A 16,759-nucleotide genomic window follows, 5' to 3' on the forward strand; every position below is an offset into this window, starting at 1 on the left:
CATTATACTCGCATAAAAAACAAAATCAATACTATTTTTTAATTATTTTAAATTTTCAATCTTAAAATCCATAAAAAAACACACTCATCCCTAGTAAAGGGACGAATGTGTTTTCGTGGTTCCACCCTTGTTCCAACCCAGACTTATTTCCTTCCAGATTGCTCAAGTTCAGATAACGGCTGATACCGTCAATAATTACTAGATTGCTCGTTCACTATTGAAGTTCAAAGGTGGTAAGATCATTTCTCGTGTTAGGAAGCTCCCAGCCTTTGGCTTCCCTCTCTGTAAACCGTAAAAATCATCTCATGTCCTTATCGTTACTTTTTCGTTCATGTTTATTTGTTAACTTATTATAGTTATGAAAATTTTAAAACGCAAGCCTATTTTCACTCACTAATTTAAATATATTTTTTTATTATATTTCACAATAACATTTTACAAAGACTGTTCTTATTACGTATCTTACAACTTTCCAACTTATAAACCAGCAGTTCACATATGAAAATCTCATTCTAAAACGTGAAGATTCCCCTCTCACTAAAACTATATTGATAAAGGAATTTTTAATACAATCTTTTCGTATAACTTTCTTCTAAAGAACGTGCAACTTCCTCTTCTGAAGCATTCACTTTCGCATGCTCAAGTAACATTTTCGCTGCTGAAGGTAGCTCTTTTTTATTTAACCACGATTCTGAATCCCACATTTTTGAACGGATAAAAGCTTTTGCGCAATGAATATAGCATTCTTCTATTTCAACAACGATTCCAAGTAAAGGATTACGTCCATTCGCCTGCATTTCTTTTAATATTTCTTCATCATTTGTAACGTAAGCACGGCCGTTTATTCTCAGTGACTCTCCGAGACCAGGGATAAAAAAGATTAATCCTACGTGCGAATTCGAAATAATATTTAAAATAGAGTCTATACGACGATTACCCGGTCTTTCAGGAATAATAATTTTATTTTTATTTAGGATGTATACAAATCCAGGTGCATCTCCTCTCGGCGAAGCATCACACTCTCCGAATTTATTTGCAGTAGACAATACTAGAAAAGGAGATTTAGATAGAAAATCTACGCAATGATGATCAAGTGATGATATAACTTTTTTCAAAGCGCGTTCACTAGGTTGCCCCAATATTTGTCGTAATTCTTCCTCTGTAGAAATAATCGATTCTATTTCTTTACTTTCAATCCTCACTTATACCCACCTCTTTTTCTTTATTTTCCCAAAATTCAATACAAATATTGTATAATAAAATTTGCAGAAAGGGGAATTAAAATGACAGAGTGGTTAACGATATTTGATCCTGAAAGAAATACACTTGGAAAGAAATTACGTGATGAAGTGCATCGTGACGGTGATTGGCACGAAACATTTCATTGCTGGTTTGTAGAAAAAGATGCTGAAGATATGTTTTTATATTTTCAATTACGCTCTAAAAATAAAAAAGAGGCACCGGGTATATGGGATATTACATCAGCTGGACACATTATGCATGATGAAGATGTACAAATTGGCGGCCTACGTGAAATTGAAGAAGAATTGGGACTTTCCTTTCAAACTACTGATTTAGCATACAAAGGCATCTTTAAAATAGATTATGAAATTTCAAATCTTATTGATCGTGAGTTTTGTCATATGTATTTTCACAATGTAATAAAACCACTTCCATTTGCACCAGGTGAAGAAGTAGATGATGTGATGAAAGTACATGCAACTTCTTTTCTACAACTATTAAAAAGAGATATTTCATCTTTAACGGCTATTTCTGTTTTAAACAGGAAACCGATAACGATAACATTTGAAGATATCTATCCTTATGAACTTGAATACTATGAATTTGTTGTAGAGCAAGGACAGGAATTGCTAAAAAATAATAGTTTGTAAATAAAATAGGACTCCCAGCTTATATTGCCCGGGAGCCCTATTTTATTTTTCATTATTGTTCAAGTGTCTTTAATCTTTTCTCTACTCGCATAAATAAGTGAATAATCAACAATAGCATAACAATCAAAATCACTAAAGTTGTATGGGGATATCTAAACAGGATACTAATAATACTTCCTATCAACGTCATAATGAATCCATTTTGTTTCATCACTTCTGCACTATACTGGTTACCAGCATCCCATAATTCTTTATTTTTCATAGATCGTTTCGTCCGGTAACCGTATGCTGCGTTTATATCTGTCGGTGGATTCTTTTGGAGAATAAGTGCGGCAAGTATAAATATACCACCAATCAATATGCTCATTCCTATGTTTACTAGTGCATACATCAACTATATCCCCTCCTAACTTACACTTTCATTATACGGTATAACGCTAACACTTCCAATTATTAACACTTTTATTTTCTCTCTTTCGATGTCTGGAACATACTTGGAAGTGTTACAAAACGTGCCCCTTTCGTTTTTAGCTGCGGAATAATTTTGTCTAGCGCATCTACTGATCCTTGTAAATGCCCACCTGGTGTAGAATGCTGAAGTATTACACTACCTGGAAATGAATTTCCTAACACATTATTTGTGATCGTATCAGCACTTACACCTTTCCAATCAACCGTATCGACACTCCACTGTACAATCATAAAATTTTGCTCCGTTGCCCATTTCAATTGATTTTCAAGTATTTCACCATATGGTGGACGTATAAATTTAGGAGCATAACCAGCTAAACGATTTAATATTTCTTCCGTTTTTATAATTTGATTACGATACTCTGCCTCATTTACTTTCGCTAAATTCGGATGATTATACGTATGATTACCAATTACATGCCCTTCATTAGCGATACGCTTTACTACATTCGGATACCTTTCTGCATTTTCACCGAGTAGGAAAAAGGTTGCTTTCACATTATGGTTTTTTAACTTATCTAATATTTTTGGTGTAAATACTAAATCTGGTCCATCATCAAATGTAAGAGCTACTTCCGCTTTATTGTATGGTCCTGAAAATGCATACGCATATTTTTCGACCCACGAAAACGGTGTCCATGACCCCCGATCCGCTTCTTTCATTTGGATTTGATAATTTTGAGGAACATTTAATGCGTATGGCACTGCGCTTATATAGTCTCCATAATAAAATGAGTTATATGGCATATAAGCATACGAAACATCTCGTTCTAGTCCCCATTGAAATGGAACGAACATTTCTGGTGAATAAAAATAATACATGATAAAAACCTCCCTAAAATTTCATATGTCGCTTATATACACTTTGTCAGAGAATTTCTTATCAATATACAAAAATAGGACTGTCCATTATTAGGACAGTCCTATTAATCAATATAATTAATAAATTACTTTACTATCTCTCGGTAATTTTCTCACATGTTTTAAATAACTTGTCACTCTGTCATCATCACCTTGTGGGTATTGATATCCATAAGCGTTAGCAATATCATTTGCTACTTCCCTAAATAGATCTCCCATTACAAAAAATGACTCCCAAATGTTTTCATATTCTTCATTTGAAAATGTCTTTTTAAATTGCTCCCACATATCTTTTTCAAAATACTGTTCGAAATGCTTTCCAAACTTCCCTGTATTAACAGTAAAGCCTGTTTTCATCCCAATATGCCATTCTAGCATAACAATGAGCATATCTCGTACTGGGCCATCAAGCATTCCTTTCACGTAAGAAAGCTCTTCTCTCCATAGCCCCTTTGCCACATTGGTACTGCACCACCAAAACTCATTACAGCAATCCAAAAATTCTTTTGCTGTAGGCTTTTTTATAATATAATCTTTATCGCTTGCTGGTGGAAATTCTCCAATACAATCATCTTTATCAAGAAGCAATTTACTTAAACTATCTTGTCCAACGAACTTATTTATCAAATCAAATGGAACTAGCGTTAAATCAATCCGATTCCCATCCGTAAACTGCATTAAATACGGAAACTTTCCATCTTCATCAGCTGGAACTAATGACATTTCTTCCGGCATTTGCACAATCATTATTTCTCCAAATCGTTTAATCCAACTATGATCACACGTAAAAGACTGTATTTCTTTCACAACATAAATAATATCATAATCTTGAAAACAGTCTTTTTTCACATTCGGATTCACGCGTGATCCATTCATAATAACCGCTCGAATTCTCTCATCTTCTTTTGCTGTATTTATAATTAAGTCTATCATTTCTTTTTCAGTTCTCATCTATTCCTAACCTCCAATTTTATATATAAACTTATATTGTTATGTATGTTGGAGGTCCACGGGCTAACTGTGTTGCACACGATACACGTTATAATTTTTGAAACTTCTTTTTCATCCCTTTTACCTCCTTACATCACTCTTTTACGACTGCCATTACAAATCCATCATACCCTTTACTTCCGACAGTTTGAAGCGCTGTAGCACTTACACGTGGCTCAACAGCTATTATCTCATAGAAACGACGTATCCCTTGTACACGGGGATCACTACTAGTATTGTCAATAACTTCTCCTTCAAGTTTTTAATGCTTTTCTACCATTCACTTATGATTATACCGAAAATTCTGTTTTATATACAAAAATAGAGAAGGGACATCCACTCCATTACGAATAGATGTCCCTTCTCTGTTTTTAAATTTAGCACTTACGGATTAGTAGACCAAAGTCCAGCAGATTTAATAAATGTACGTTTATTTAATTTCAGCTGTGCTACGATAAATTCTGCAATATCTTCCGCTTGCATTACTTTATCAGGATTTCCATCAGTTAATCCTAAATCTACCGCCATATCAGTTGCTACTGTACTTGGTGTTAAAGCTGTTACACGAATGTTATGTTTACGGACTTCCATCGCTAACGATTCTGTTAAACCAAGAACACCAAATTTAGAAGCACTATATGCACTCGTTACAGGTGCACCTTTTTGCCCTGCTGTAGATGAAATATTAATAATATCACCAGATTGTTGTTCAATCATGCTTGGTAAAGCTGCACGAGTTGCATAGTATACACCCATTAAGTTTACTTGAATGATTTTTTCCCAATCAGCAACGTCTAATTCTAAAAATTTACCAAACTTAGAAATACCTGCGTTATTAATTAAAATATCGATAGATCCTAAACCGTTTTTTAACGTGTCAATTGCAGTAGTTACCTCTTCATATGAAGATACATCTGCAGTCGCAATAACAGCTTTTACGCCTTCTGCTTCCACTTCCTTCGCAACTGCTTTTAAATTTTCTTCTGAACGAGCTAAAAGACCTACATTCACGCCTTCTTTCGCTAATGCGATCGCTACAGCGCGACCAATCCCTCTACCTGCTCCTGTAATTAAAGCATTTTTCCCTTGTAATAATTCTGCCAAGTATAACACTCCTTACTCTTCTCAGTTATTTATTATATTAAAAGTGTATCTATGTTTATGTAAAAAGGCAATGATGCACTTTCATGTGCGTAGGTTACTTATAGGTAACTATAGTAATAATAAATGTACCTTTAAAGAAAAGTAGTGCTAAAGGAACACCCCTAGCACTACTTTTCTTCATGATTAGGAATACGTACAATAAATTCCGCACCATGTCCTTCTATGCTCTCAACCTTTATTTCTCCTTGATGTAGATCGACTACTTTTTTTACTATCGCTAATCCTAAACCGCTTCCTCCATACGCTCGATTTCGTGAAGAATCAGCTTTAAAAAACCGTTCAAATATATGTTGTTTTTGTTCTTCTGAAATACCAATTCCCGTATCATGAATACACACTTCTATTAATTTCTCATGTTCTTTTAACTGAATTGTAATCGTGCCACCATTTGGCGTGAATTTAATGCTATTATGAATTAGGTTAATCCATACTTGACTCATACTTTCTTGGTCTGCAGTGAAAAGAACTTTCTCTAAATCAAGTTCCAACTCAATTCCTTTTTCATCCCAGAGCGGCTCACTATTTAACACAATCTGTTTCAACTGTTGATCTAATCGATAGGTAACTCTTTCTGGTGAATACTCTTCTGATTCTAAAAGTGTTAACTTTAATAAATTTTGACTCAATTTAGATAATCTCGTTGTTTCAGTTTCAATAATGGTAAGATAATGCTTCCTTTTTTCATCAGTAAGATTATCATCTTGTAGTGCCCGAGCAAATCCTTTTATAGATGTTAATGGTGACTGTATTTCGTGAGAAACATTCGATACAAACTCTTGTCTCATTTTCTCCATTGTATTTAGCTCATCTGTCATATCGTTAATACTTTTTACAAGCACTCCAATTTCTCCATCATACTTTTCTTCATTTCGTATTTTTACGGAGAAATCTCCTTTTGCAATTTTTTGTATCGGTTCAATGATCGTCCAAATCATCGCCTCTCGCTTCGGTCTCATTAATACTCCGATCAATACCCAAATAAGAACAATAAATACAAAGCCGACCATATCACTAATTAGAAAAGTAATAAAAGGCGATACGTTTATTTCAAAAGCTTTCATTACACTAGACGATACAAAAAAAGCTATTGACCAAATTATAGTAAGAAAAGTAAAGAGCGCTACTATCGCCCCCATTACTTTTAACATCTTCATCTTACTCATTCTCTCTCTTTGTCTCATTTACTTACCTCTAAGCGGTACCCTAAGCCCCTTATCGTCCTTATATTAAACTTCGATAGCTCTTCTTGAAACTTTTCACGCAACCGATTAATATGAACGTCTAGCGTGCGTTCATTCCCTTCAAAATCATATCCCCATACGCCTTCTATTAATTGCTCTCGTGAACAAGTTCTTCCCGCTTTAGATCCTAATGTAAAGAGCAACTCAAATTCTTTTAGCGGTAGCGTCACCGTTTGTTCTCCAACTGTAACTTCAAATGTTTTACGATTTAAAAGTACATTCCCCACTTGAATAGTTTGCGATACTGTAATTTGGTAACGTTTCAATAATGCCTTGACTCTTACAACTAATTCTAACGGATCAAATGGTTTCACAAGATAATCATCTGTTCCGAGGTGAAATCCTTTTACTTTTTGAGATGTTTCACCTTTAGCAGTTATCATAAGAATCGGCATATCATAGTATTTTCTTAATTCATAACATAAATCATACCCATCCATATTCGGCATCATTATATCAAGGATTACCATATCAACTTTTACTTCTTCTATTTTTTTTAGAGCATCCAGTCCATCAACCGCCTCATATGTTTGAAAACCTTCTCGTTCTATAAATACAGAAACGAGTTCTCTAATGTGCGGATCGTCATCTACAATTAATATTTTAGGTATCAAGGAATCATATCCTTTCTGCTTAACATACTTTTTACAACTCTCTAAAATCAACAATCAGTGAGGTTCACCCTCACTGATTGTTTTCATTCTATAATGCACCTTCTTTAATTTTCAACTGCTGCGTTGCAAATTCACGGTACATGTCATGCGTTCGTAATAATTCGTCATGAGATCCACTACCTGTCAAATTCCCTTTTTCAATAAAGATAATTTTATCTGCATCTACTACAGTAGAAAGTCTATGCGCAATAACTAAAGTCGTTCTACCTTTCATTAAGTTATTTAAAGCCTTCTGAACAACCGATTCCGATTTACTATCAAGACTTGAAGTCGCTTCATCTAACATTAGAATTTGCGGATCTCGAAGCAGTGCTCGAGCAATCGCAATTCGTTGTCTTTGTCCTCCAGAAAGCTTCACACCACGCTCTCCCACTTCTGTTGCATACCCGTTTGGTAAATCATGAATAAATGCATCAACATACGCCATCGCTGCTACTTTTTCGATTTCTTTATCAGTCACTTCACCTTCAACACCGTAACAAATATTATCACGAATCGTTCCATCAATTAACGGACTATCTTGTGAAACGTAACCAATTTGACGTCGCCATGACTGTAATGAATATGCTGTAATTGGTTCTTCCCCTAATTTAATAACACCTTTCGTTGGCTCATAAAAACGTTCTAACAATGAGAATAAAGTTGTTTTCCCGCTACCACTTGGCCCTACAATTGCCGTTACTTTTCCGGATTCAATCGTGAAATCGATATTTTTCAAGACTTTCTCTTCTTCGTTATACTCGAAATGAACATTTTCAATCACTATCGGCTGCTTTGCATTTGTAACTTTCACACCAGTTTCATGGTCTTCTACTTCATACTCTAAAATTGTATTAATTCTTTCAGTTGCACCAATCGCCTTTTGGAATTGCGTAAAGAACATAGATAACTGACTCATTGGCATTATAATTTGAACTAAATATAAAATAAACGCTACAAGTTCACCTGTTGTTAATGCACCACTAGAAACTCGCATTCCACCGTAGCCTACGATAATAACAAGTAATGCCATTAATACAAACGACATAACTGGTGAAATTAAAGCTTGCACTTTTCCTTCTTTCAAACCAAATTGCAATAGCTTTTCGATACCTTTATTACCAGTTTCATATTCTCTTTTTTCTGTATTTGAAGATTTCACTAAGCGAATTTCTGATAGTACTTGTGTTAATACACTAGTAAAAGAAGCCGTTTCATCTTGAAGTGCTTTTGAAATCTTATACATTTTTCGTCCAAGTGGAACTAAAATTAATACCGATAACGGAATAACCGTTAAAAGTAAAATCGTCATTTTCCAGTCTAAAACAAATAATACAATTAATGATCCAATAATTGAGATACCGCCTGTTAATAAGTTTGACAAATGCTCAGAAATTAATGTTTTAACAACACCTGTATCATTTGTCATACGACTAATTGTATCTCCCGTTCTGTTTTGATCATAATAAGACACTGGTAAGATAAGTACCTTTTTCCATAATCGCTCCCTAAGTCCAGCCACAATTTTTTGCCCGATATAATTCAGTAAATAAATAGACAACCCTGCAGCAATTGTTTGCATAATAAAGAATGCAACTAATCCAATAATTTGTCCCGTACTAATTGATGAAATTGAAAAATTATCGACTAAACCTTTTGTTAACATTGGAATAAACAAACTCGCTCCAGTAGAAAGCAAGCTCATTAATAAAGCGAAAATAAGAATGCCTTTGGGTGGATTTGTGTCTTGAATGAGACGTAAAAACTGCCTCCAATTCCCTTTTTTCTTTTCTGTATTCCTAACTTCCATTGTCTTTCATCTCCTCGTTATAAACAAAACTATTATTTCTAAAACTAGAATACGCTATAAATGTAAACTGAATGTAAACACACTTTTTCTATTCTTACAAAATATACATATAAACTCATCTTTACAACAAGTATAAATATCTGATATTATTACCAGGTACTTATTATTATTCTATGCGAATTATAGACTACGCATAGAAAATATATAACTAATTTTATCAATTAGCTAATTTAAAATACTATATAAATCTCCAGCATCGAAAGGAGTATCCTTTTTGCAAACAAATACACATTCCGAAAAGGAAACAATCATTTTTATTCATGGATTAGTTGGAAATCGCCGTGCCTTCAAAAAAGAGCATAAACGATTTTCCGCTTCCTACAACATTATAACTTATGACTTATTAGGTCACGGCGAAGATAAAGGAGAAGATATTGAATTTTCATTGCAGCGGCTCGTAGATCAATTATTAAACTTGTATGAAAAAGAGGGAATTAAAGAGGCACATATTTGCGCTTTAAGCTATGGCTGTTATATTTCTACAATTTTTGCACAAATGCACCCAGAAAAAGTGTTAAGCATTTGTCATATTGGTGGACATTATAATAATCCTTCCCTTTTATATAACGTGTTTCAAAAATTTTGGGAAAAGCGAGGAGATGAATATTCCACTTGGCTTTCTCAATATGCAAATACAATTTTCCCAAGCGGAATATTAAAGGCAAATCCTTTCGCTGTTATTTCACGAAATATTTATTATCGCTTTGGGTTACAATTACATTCGTCTATAATTGCTCAATCATTACGTCATCGCTTAGAATTCGACTTAAAATCAAAATTAAAAGGACTTCCTCACCCTATATTATGGGTAATGGGTGAACATGATCATCTCTATAAATCTTGTCTTTTTGATTTAAAGTCCATTCTTCCTAATGTTTTATATAAAGAAATTCCATTGGCTGGACATGCAGCAAATTTGTTTCGTCCAAACTATTTCCATGATTTATATGCTAAATTTTTGCATGGAAATTTGAAATAAAGGCTACCCTATATTTCTAGTTTATATAACTATGAAAAAGGCTTCCCAAGTTTCCCTGGAAAGCCTTTTCTCTATACGAAAAGTAGTTTATAAACTACTTTTTCTTAGTATGCTTTTGTGTAACCTGTTAGGTGTTTAGACCAGTAAGAGTTATTAATTGAACTAATTCTTACACCAACACTTTCATTCTCTGCACTAATGAACTGACCGTTTCCTAAGTAAACACCCATGTGAGAAAGACCTGATTTATAAGTGTTAGAGAAGTATACTAAATCACCTGGTTGTGGATTGCTAGTTTTTGTTTTAGAGCTCCAGTATCCAGCAACTGTTTGACGATCGCCTGAATGACCAGTTTTATTTAATACGTAGTGAATGAATCCACTGCAGTCGAAACCAGCAGTAGTTTGACCACCAAATACATATGGTGAACCATTTAAAGATCTAGCAAATCCAGCGATTGATGATGTATCTCCACCCGTTGGCGCTGTTGGTTTTTGTACTTGGTTTTGTCCTTGGTTCGTACCTTGGTTCGTACCTTGGTTACCACCAGTAACTACATTGTTCACTCCGCCTTTTACAAACTTAACAAAGTCTGCACTTACGTAACCAGTGCGGCCGTTATGGTTAATTTTATACCAACCATTTTCAGCACCAGTAACGTTTAATACTGTACCGTTTGTTACCCCACCAATTACAGGGTTATATGTAGCTGGACCTGTACGTACTTTTAAAGCACCTGTGTTAACAACATATGAACCACCAGTTTGAACTGTAGTAGTATTGTTGTTTGTAGTTGGTTGCTGTGTTTCGTTAGATACAGCTGAACCACCTTTTGTTACGAAGTCTTTACTTACGTATCCAGTTCCACCATTGAAGTTAATTTTAAACCAATCTTGAACTTCACCTACAACTTGAACTGTTTTACCTTTGTTTACAGAACCTAAAACAGTATGAGACGCGCTTGGGCCTGTACGTACGTTTAGTGAAGAAACGTTTACTGTATAAGCACCTGTTCCTTGTTGAACAGTAGTTCCTTTATTGCCACCAGTTGTTACGAAGTCCCCACTTACATAACCTGTTTGACCATTTACATTAACTTTGAACCAACCGTTTTCTTGTCCGATTACTTGTAGTACTTGACCTTCTTTTACTTTAGAAATAACGTTATGTCCTGTACCAGCGCCTGAACGTACATTTAATACATCAGCTGTTACTGTGTATTTTAATTCAGAAGTTGTTTCTACATTTTTTGTTTCAGTTACAGTCGTTTGAGTTTGTGTTTGAGCTTGTCCATTAATTTCTTTTAGCGCATCATTTGAAACTTGTGCATGAGCAGAATCCATTCCAGGAACTGCTACGCCTGCTACAGACGCTGCTGCTAAACCTGCGATTACTTTTTTCATAAGTTGTCTTTACTTCCTTTCCCTACTATCCTCTTGAGAAAAACTATAAACTTAATACTTTACAATATTATCAAAGTAAAATATTCATCCAGTTCCATTTTTTAGCAAGAGTTTTATTTTTCACACGTCGTTCATTTTAAACGAATGAAGTGAATTCCGTGTGAACTTCATGTGAACTTTACCATTAAACAGTGTGTTTTTGCAACGATTTTTTCAAATTTCTTATGTATTACATCAAAATCCAATACCTTATTAATTATTTTAATATAAAATTCACACTTTATATCAAACATAAAAATTTCATTAATCTAATGTAAATACACAATGGTTTTCTAGAAAGTTCTTTTCATGAGGCATATTCTTATCATGACAAAAAATACTTCGTTTATCAATAGTATAATATTTTAAGAAAATTAATTTTCTATATTATCTATGATTTTAAACAAAGTGATAATTTGTAAGATTTCACACACAAAAATCCCGTCCCACTCGTGAGCATTCCAATTCCAAAAACACAATTGACTATTTGTTTTTTTTACTAACTATGGAATCATTAGGGATTAATTGATAAAATATGTATAGTCACATAAAAAGAGGAGTTACATTCGTGGAAAAAATTATAGACGATCACATAAATAATAATATCGAACTATACTATGCTCTTACGCGATTATTATCATTTACAACATTTAAAAAGGTAACAACTATTGAAACAAAGAAATACGAATTAAAAGAGCAGATGAAAACAATTCAGCATACAAGCTCATACCATGTATAAGAAGGTGAACAGATTATATCTCTGTTCACCTTCTATTTTTCATTTTATTTTATTTTATTTGTAAATTTTCACACGAGTTTCTAATGGCTGTGATTCCTTATCCCCTGCAGAGACCACTGGTTTACCAAATGGCATTTGCGCAATTAACTTCCAGCTTTCTGGTACATCCCATTCTTTTCTTACTTCATCATCAACTAACGGATTGTAATGTTGTAATGTAGCACCAAAACCTTCAATTTCTAATGCTGTCCAAACCGCAAATTGCAACATTCCTGAAGATTGTTGAGACCATGTAGGGAAATTGTCTTTGTATAACGCAAAGTTCTCTTGCAAACTTTCTACTACTTTACTATCTTCGAAATATAAAACTGTTCCATAGCCACTTTTAAATGCATTCATTTTCTCTTCAGTAGGGGCGAAATTATTTTCAGGTACAATTTTTCGTAACGTTTCTTTCGTAATATCCCATAATTTGTCGTGTTGTTCACCTAGTAATACAACAACTCTTGCACTTTGAGAATTAAAAGCCGAAGGTGTATGTTTCACAGCATGATAAATCACTTCTTGAATTCTTTCATCAGAAACTACTTGCTCTTTACTTATCGCATAAATAGATCTTCTGTCTTCAAGTGCTGAGTAAAAATCTTTTGCCATCACAATTCCCTCCAAATTTTATTTGAGGCAGTATCATATGTACGAAGCATATAATGCCCCTTAAACTTATCAATAATAAGTTCTTAACTTAATATTATCAACAAACAAAAACAAACTCAAATGATATCCCTTAATTTTTCACTTCCTATACTTCAAAAAACAAAAAAACAGCTTATCGTCATCCAAATCAGGATTCAAATAAGCTGTCTGTATTTTTTATATAGCGACCTACATTATTCCTTCACTTAATTAACCAATTGAAACGCATAGGACATTAGCTTTTGTGTTTCTGTAAAACGTTTTGTTTTACCTTTTGTGCCCATGACAACTGTAATAATACGACTATCACCTTGTTTTGCAGTACCTGTAAAACAATACCCTGCGCTATCTGTAAATCCTGTTTTCAGTCCGTCCATTCCTTCTATATATAAACCTTTATTATTCTTGTTTAACATTTCATTTGTGGTTTTAACATTAATATTATTAAATGCTAACTGACTTTGACTTAAGTGCGTCACTTCTAATATCTCTGGATAATCTTTTATAAGATGATACGCTAATTTAGCTACGTCAGCTGCTGTCATTTTTGTTTCACTTCCATCAGGCTCCTGCAATCCGGAAGCATTCGCGAATTTTGCTTTATCTGACATTTCTAACTGCTTCGCTTTTTCATTCATTAGTTGGACGAAGTTTTTTTCTGTCTGAGCTATATGTTCTGCTAAAGCGACAGCCGAATTATTAGCCGACTCAATCATTAACGCATGGTATAAATCATTAACAGTTAATGTGTCATTAACTTGCACTGGAATTTTCGCACCCTCTGTTTGTGCCGCTTTCGCACTTATTTTCACTGGATCTTCCCAGCGAACTTTCCCATTATGTATACTCTCTAAAAGAAGATACGCCGTCATCATCTTAGACATACTAGCTGGCGCAAAAGCTTCATTTTCATTATATTGATAAATAATATCTCCATCACTCGCATCGATAATCATAGCTGCTTTTGCATCAATTTCCGGTGGGATGTACTTTTGTGGAACTACTTTTTCAGATAGTCCTGTTTTGGGTAGCTCTGCCACTTGTAAAGGCTGACCCTCTATATTGGTTCCACTCTTTTGAGCTCCTTGGAAAAAGAACCAACATATACCCAAAATAATTACTAGTAGGATCGTTACCTTTCCCCATTTTAACCGCTTCATTTCAAAACTCCTTTAGCAAACCTTTAATACATTCACATTTAACCATAACAACAATTACTTTATATCGTCAAGATTAAATAGCATAATTATTCATCTATAGCAATTATTATTTGAATTCCTTATATATATGCTACACTAAAAATAACTAAATTTAAGAATATTCAATAATAACACGAGACAAAAACATTATAAATAGAAAGGATTTCTACAAATGATACTTCCAAAAACATTAGTATACGGTGATACAATTGGGATCTACTCCCCCTCTTCACCAATAACATATACTTCTCCAAAAAGGTTTGAGCGAGCGAAATTATACTTACAACAGAAAGGATTTCGCATACTAGAAGGCTCACTAACAGGTCAATATGATTTTTATCGTTCAGGGAGCATTCAAGAACGTTCAGAAGAACTAAATGAATTGATTAGAAATCCTAACGTTTCGTGTATCATGTCGACAATTGGAGGAATGAATTCCAATTCATTATTACCTTATATTGATTATGCCGCTTTTCAAAAGAATCCTAAAATAATGATTGGCTATTCAGACGCAACAGCGTTATTACTAGGAATTTATGCAAAAACAGGAATCCCTACATTTTATGGTCCAGCACTTGTTCCTTCTTTTGGTGAATTTGAGCCTTTCGTAGATTACACGTACAAATATTTTGCAGATACTTTAATAACTGATCAACCTCTTCCTTACAACATAAACCAGCCGTTATTTTGGTCAGATGAATTTATTAATTGGGAAGAAAAAACGAAGGAAAAAGAACTTCGACCGAACAATTGGATTTCAGTAATTGGCGGAAAAGCTACTGGACGGATTATTGGTGGGAACTTAAACACAATACAAGGTATTTGGGGTAGCCCGTACATGCCACATATTCAAGAAGGTGACATTCTATTTATTGAAGATAGCTCAAAAGATGCAGCTACTATTGAAAGAAGTTTTTCATTACTGAAGATTAACGGCGTATTTAATAAAGTTTCTGGTATCATCATTGGAAAACATGAACAATTCGATGATTGTGGTACAAATCGAAAACCCTACGAAATACTACTAGAAGTACTACAAAACCAAGAGATTCCTATTCTAGCTGATTTCGATTGTTGTCATACTCATCCAATGATTACTATGCCAATAGGTATTCAAGTGGAGATGGATGCAACAAATAAAACGATACAAATTATAGAACAGTGGAAAATCTAAAGTACACTACCTCTATTCTCTTCAAAACGAAAGCTACGTATTGCCTTCTATTGTTTTACATTAGAAGACATGATACTATATATTTTGGAATGTGAAAGAATCAACAAAGACTATTTCAATATGCATTCTATATGAATAAGAAGCTATTGATTATATACTTCCACTTTAAATATATGTACTTATACGTAAAAGAGAGTGAATATATGAAACCTACTATTAAAAACTATGTATTTCTACATGTAGCCTTCTTGATATATTCTATCATTATGGTTTACATGAAATGGGCTGCGCAATTCCCTATTGCTTCAATCTCATTTTTCATTGCTTATTTCGGGCTCGTTGTACTTTTATTTGGATATGCAATTCTTTGGCAACAAGTAATTAAGCATTTTGAAATATCAAAAGCATATTCACACCGCGGGATTATTATACTATGGTCAATGCTTTGGTCAGTCTTCCTATTTGGAGATACGATACTGTGGAATCATTTACTTGGTGCAGCTATTATTATCGTCGGAATTGTGGTGGTGACAAAAGATGAATAGTTATATGTTATTATTGATTTTCGGGATAATTTTAGCCAATTACTCACAAATTTTATTAAAAAAGGCTACTTTACAACAATATGATTCTAGAATAAAAGAATATGTGAATCCTTATGTCATCATTGGCTACTCTTTATTTGTAATTAATGCCGGATTAAACGTGATTGCCTTAAAGGGGTTAGCATTAAAACAAGCATCTGCATTAGAATCTTTAAGTTACATCATCATATTAATTTTTGGCTGGTATTTCTTAGGGGAAAAAATAACAAAACGAAAAATCATCGGCAACATTATTATCGTCGTTGGTGTAATCGTTTATTGTATACAATAATAAAAAGATCCGTTTATTACAAACGGATCTTTTTATTATTGCCCTAAGTTTTGAATTTTATCTTTCAAATCACGAACTTGTTCTATCGTCTGCATGAGCTCAGAGTTTTTAAATTGCTCTACATCTATTTTCCCTTCCTCTACCTTTTTCATAGAGGCATCAATTAATGTATTTAACTTTTCATTATATCCGACAATTTGCTGGTGAAGATCCTTCGCTACATCTGGTGGTGTTAATTCATTAAAAGCTGGTATATCTTGTTTAATTTCACTAAGTTTCGTTTCCAATTCTTTTCGAGCTTCCCCATCATTAATAGCTTTTTCAGCTAATGCTGGTGCTTCATTTGCAAATGCACTTATTTTATTCACATAGTCTGTCGCCTTTTGAGCATAATCTATGGAGTTCTTCCCTTCCTCTACTAGCGAGCATCCCATTAAACCAATTGAAACTACAATTGAAAGTAAGATTGCTTTTGTAAACTTCATTTTTACCTCCTAAATACTTGTCATACTTTT

General features: G+C 33.8%; 18 protein-coding genes, 1 pseudogene and 1 other annotated feature. Of the genes and pseudogenes, 6 read left to right on the forward strand and 13 right to left on the reverse strand.

Annotated features, from left to right (window positions below):
- Positions 1-94 precede the first annotated feature (94 nt).
- Positions 95-327 (reverse strand) — a binding site (T-box leader).
- A 236-nt stretch (positions 328-563) separates the two neighbouring features.
- Positions 564-1,202, reverse strand: coding sequence for a pyridoxamine 5'-phosphate oxidase family protein (locus BAU28_RS25255; RefSeq protein WP_071720589.1), 639 nt, complete (start codon positions 1,200-1,202; stop codon positions 564-566).
- An 81-nt stretch (positions 1,203-1,283) separates the two neighbouring features.
- On the opposite strand from BAU28_RS25255, the gene BAU28_RS25260 reads away from it, so the two are divergent.
- Positions 1,284-1,892 carry an NUDIX hydrolase gene (locus BAU28_RS25260; protein ID WP_071720591.1) on the forward strand — a complete coding sequence of 203 codons (609 nt, stop codon included), beginning with the start codon at positions 1,284-1,286 and terminating at the stop codon, positions 1,890-1,892.
- A 52-nt stretch (positions 1,893-1,944) separates the two neighbouring features.
- On the opposite strand, the gene BAU28_RS25265 is transcribed toward BAU28_RS25260, so the two are convergent.
- From BAU28_RS25265 to BAU28_RS25300, 8 genes and pseudogenes are all read right to left on the reverse strand, one after another.
- The gene (locus tag BAU28_RS25265; protein ID WP_071720592.1) at positions 1,945-2,283 is read right to left on the reverse strand and encodes an SdpI family protein; all 339 of its coding nucleotides are present in this window, start codon (positions 2,281-2,283) and stop codon (positions 1,945-1,947) included.
- A 71-nt stretch (positions 2,284-2,354) separates the two neighbouring features.
- Entirely contained in the window at positions 2,355-3,185 is an 831-nt protein-coding gene (locus BAU28_RS25270; RefSeq protein WP_071720594.1) for a peptidoglycan-N-acetylglucosamine deacetylase, read from the reverse strand.
- 117 nt (positions 3,186-3,302) lie between these two features.
- A complete protein-coding gene (locus tag BAU28_RS25275) occupies positions 3,303-4,175 on the reverse strand; it encodes an aminoglycoside 6-adenylyltransferase (RefSeq protein WP_071720596.1) in 873 nt (290 codons plus the stop codon).
- Positions 4,176-4,308: 133 nt separating this feature from the next.
- Positions 4,309-4,470, reverse strand: a pseudogene (locus BAU28_RS25280) (O-methyltransferase); the annotation flags it as partial.
- A 128-nt stretch (positions 4,471-4,598) separates the two neighbouring features.
- Positions 4,599-5,318 carry a 3-ketoacyl-ACP reductase gene (locus BAU28_RS25285; protein WP_071720598.1) on the reverse strand — a complete coding sequence of 240 codons (720 nt, stop codon included), beginning with the start codon at positions 5,316-5,318 and terminating at the stop codon, positions 4,599-4,601.
- Between the two features lie 167 nt (positions 5,319-5,485).
- Positions 5,486-6,559 carry an envelope stress sensor histidine kinase HitS gene (hitS, locus tag BAU28_RS25290; RefSeq protein ID WP_071720600.1) on the reverse strand — a complete coding sequence of 358 codons (1,074 nt, stop codon included), beginning with the start codon at positions 6,557-6,559 and terminating at the stop codon, positions 5,486-5,488.
- The gene (hitR, locus tag BAU28_RS25295; protein ID WP_071721021.1) at positions 6,556-7,233 is read right to left on the reverse strand and encodes an envelope stress response regulator transcription factor HitR; all 678 of its coding nucleotides are present in this window, start codon (positions 7,231-7,233) and stop codon (positions 6,556-6,558) included. The genes hitS and hitR overlap by 4 nt, the downstream gene beginning before the upstream one ends.
- Before the next feature lie 88 nt (positions 7,234-7,321).
- On the reverse strand, positions 7,322-9,082 hold the full coding sequence (locus BAU28_RS25300; RefSeq protein ID WP_048372754.1) for an ABC transporter ATP-binding protein: 1,761 nt from the start codon (positions 9,080-9,082) through the stop codon (positions 7,322-7,324).
- Between the two features lie 274 nt (positions 9,083-9,356).
- Here BAU28_RS25300 and BAU28_RS25305 point away from each other — a divergent pair, with 274 nt between their 5' ends.
- Positions 9,357-10,121 carry an alpha/beta fold hydrolase gene (locus BAU28_RS25305; protein WP_071720602.1) on the forward strand — a complete coding sequence of 255 codons (765 nt, stop codon included), beginning with the start codon at positions 9,357-9,359 and terminating at the stop codon, positions 10,119-10,121.
- A gap of 104 nt (positions 10,122-10,225) precedes the next feature.
- Here the strand turns inward: BAU28_RS25305 and entFM are convergent, their stop codons facing one another.
- On the reverse strand, positions 10,226-11,524 hold the full coding sequence (gene entFM / locus BAU28_RS25310) for an enterotoxin EntFM (protein ID WP_071720604.1): 1,299 nt from the start codon (positions 11,522-11,524) through the stop codon (positions 10,226-10,228).
- A gap of 607 nt (positions 11,525-12,131) precedes the next feature.
- Between entFM and BAU28_RS30590 the strand changes: the two genes are divergently transcribed.
- Positions 12,132-12,302: a hypothetical protein gene (locus tag BAU28_RS30590; protein ID WP_002171452.1), complete on the forward strand. Its 171-nt coding sequence runs from the start codon at positions 12,132-12,134 to the stop codon at positions 12,300-12,302.
- Positions 12,303-12,356: 54 nt separating this feature from the next.
- On the opposite strand, the gene BAU28_RS25315 is transcribed toward BAU28_RS30590, so the two are convergent.
- The gene (locus BAU28_RS25315; protein WP_071720606.1) at positions 12,357-12,956 is read right to left on the reverse strand and encodes a nitroreductase family protein; all 600 of its coding nucleotides are present in this window, start codon (positions 12,954-12,956) and stop codon (positions 12,357-12,359) included.
- 245 nt (positions 12,957-13,201) lie between these two features.
- The gene (locus BAU28_RS25320) at positions 13,202-14,155 is read right to left on the reverse strand and encodes a D-alanyl-D-alanine carboxypeptidase family protein (RefSeq protein ID WP_071720610.1); all 954 of its coding nucleotides are present in this window, start codon (positions 14,153-14,155) and stop codon (positions 13,202-13,204) included.
- Between the two features lie 211 nt (positions 14,156-14,366).
- Between BAU28_RS25320 and BAU28_RS25325 the strand changes: the two genes are divergently transcribed.
- The 3 genes from BAU28_RS25325 (at position 14,367) to BAU28_RS25335 (ending at position 16,244) form a co-directional block, all read left to right on the forward strand.
- On the forward strand, positions 14,367-15,368 hold the full coding sequence (locus BAU28_RS25325; protein WP_071720611.1) for a S66 family peptidase: 1,002 nt from the start codon (positions 14,367-14,369) through the stop codon (positions 15,366-15,368).
- 203 nt (positions 15,369-15,571) lie between these two features.
- Positions 15,572-15,913, forward strand: a complete 342-nt coding sequence (locus tag BAU28_RS25330; protein WP_025150004.1) for an EamA family transporter — start codon at positions 15,572-15,574, stop codon at positions 15,911-15,913.
- Positions 15,906-16,244 carry an EamA family transporter gene (locus BAU28_RS25335; RefSeq protein WP_025150005.1) on the forward strand — a complete coding sequence of 113 codons (339 nt, stop codon included), beginning with the start codon at positions 15,906-15,908 and terminating at the stop codon, positions 16,242-16,244. The genes BAU28_RS25330 and BAU28_RS25335 overlap by 8 nt, the downstream gene beginning before the upstream one ends.
- A 35-nt stretch (positions 16,245-16,279) precedes the next feature.
- Here BAU28_RS25335 and BAU28_RS25340 read toward each other — a convergent pair whose 3' ends face one another.
- On the reverse strand, positions 16,280-16,729 hold the full coding sequence (locus tag BAU28_RS25340) for a DUF6376 family protein (RefSeq protein WP_048372763.1): 450 nt from the start codon (positions 16,727-16,729) through the stop codon (positions 16,280-16,282).
- Positions 16,730-16,759: the final 30 nt, after the last annotated feature.

The organism is Bacillus paramycoides, assembly GCF_001884235.1.
GTDB classification, from domain to species: Bacteria; Bacillota; Bacilli; order Bacillales; family Bacillaceae_G; genus Bacillus_A; species Bacillus_A paramycoides.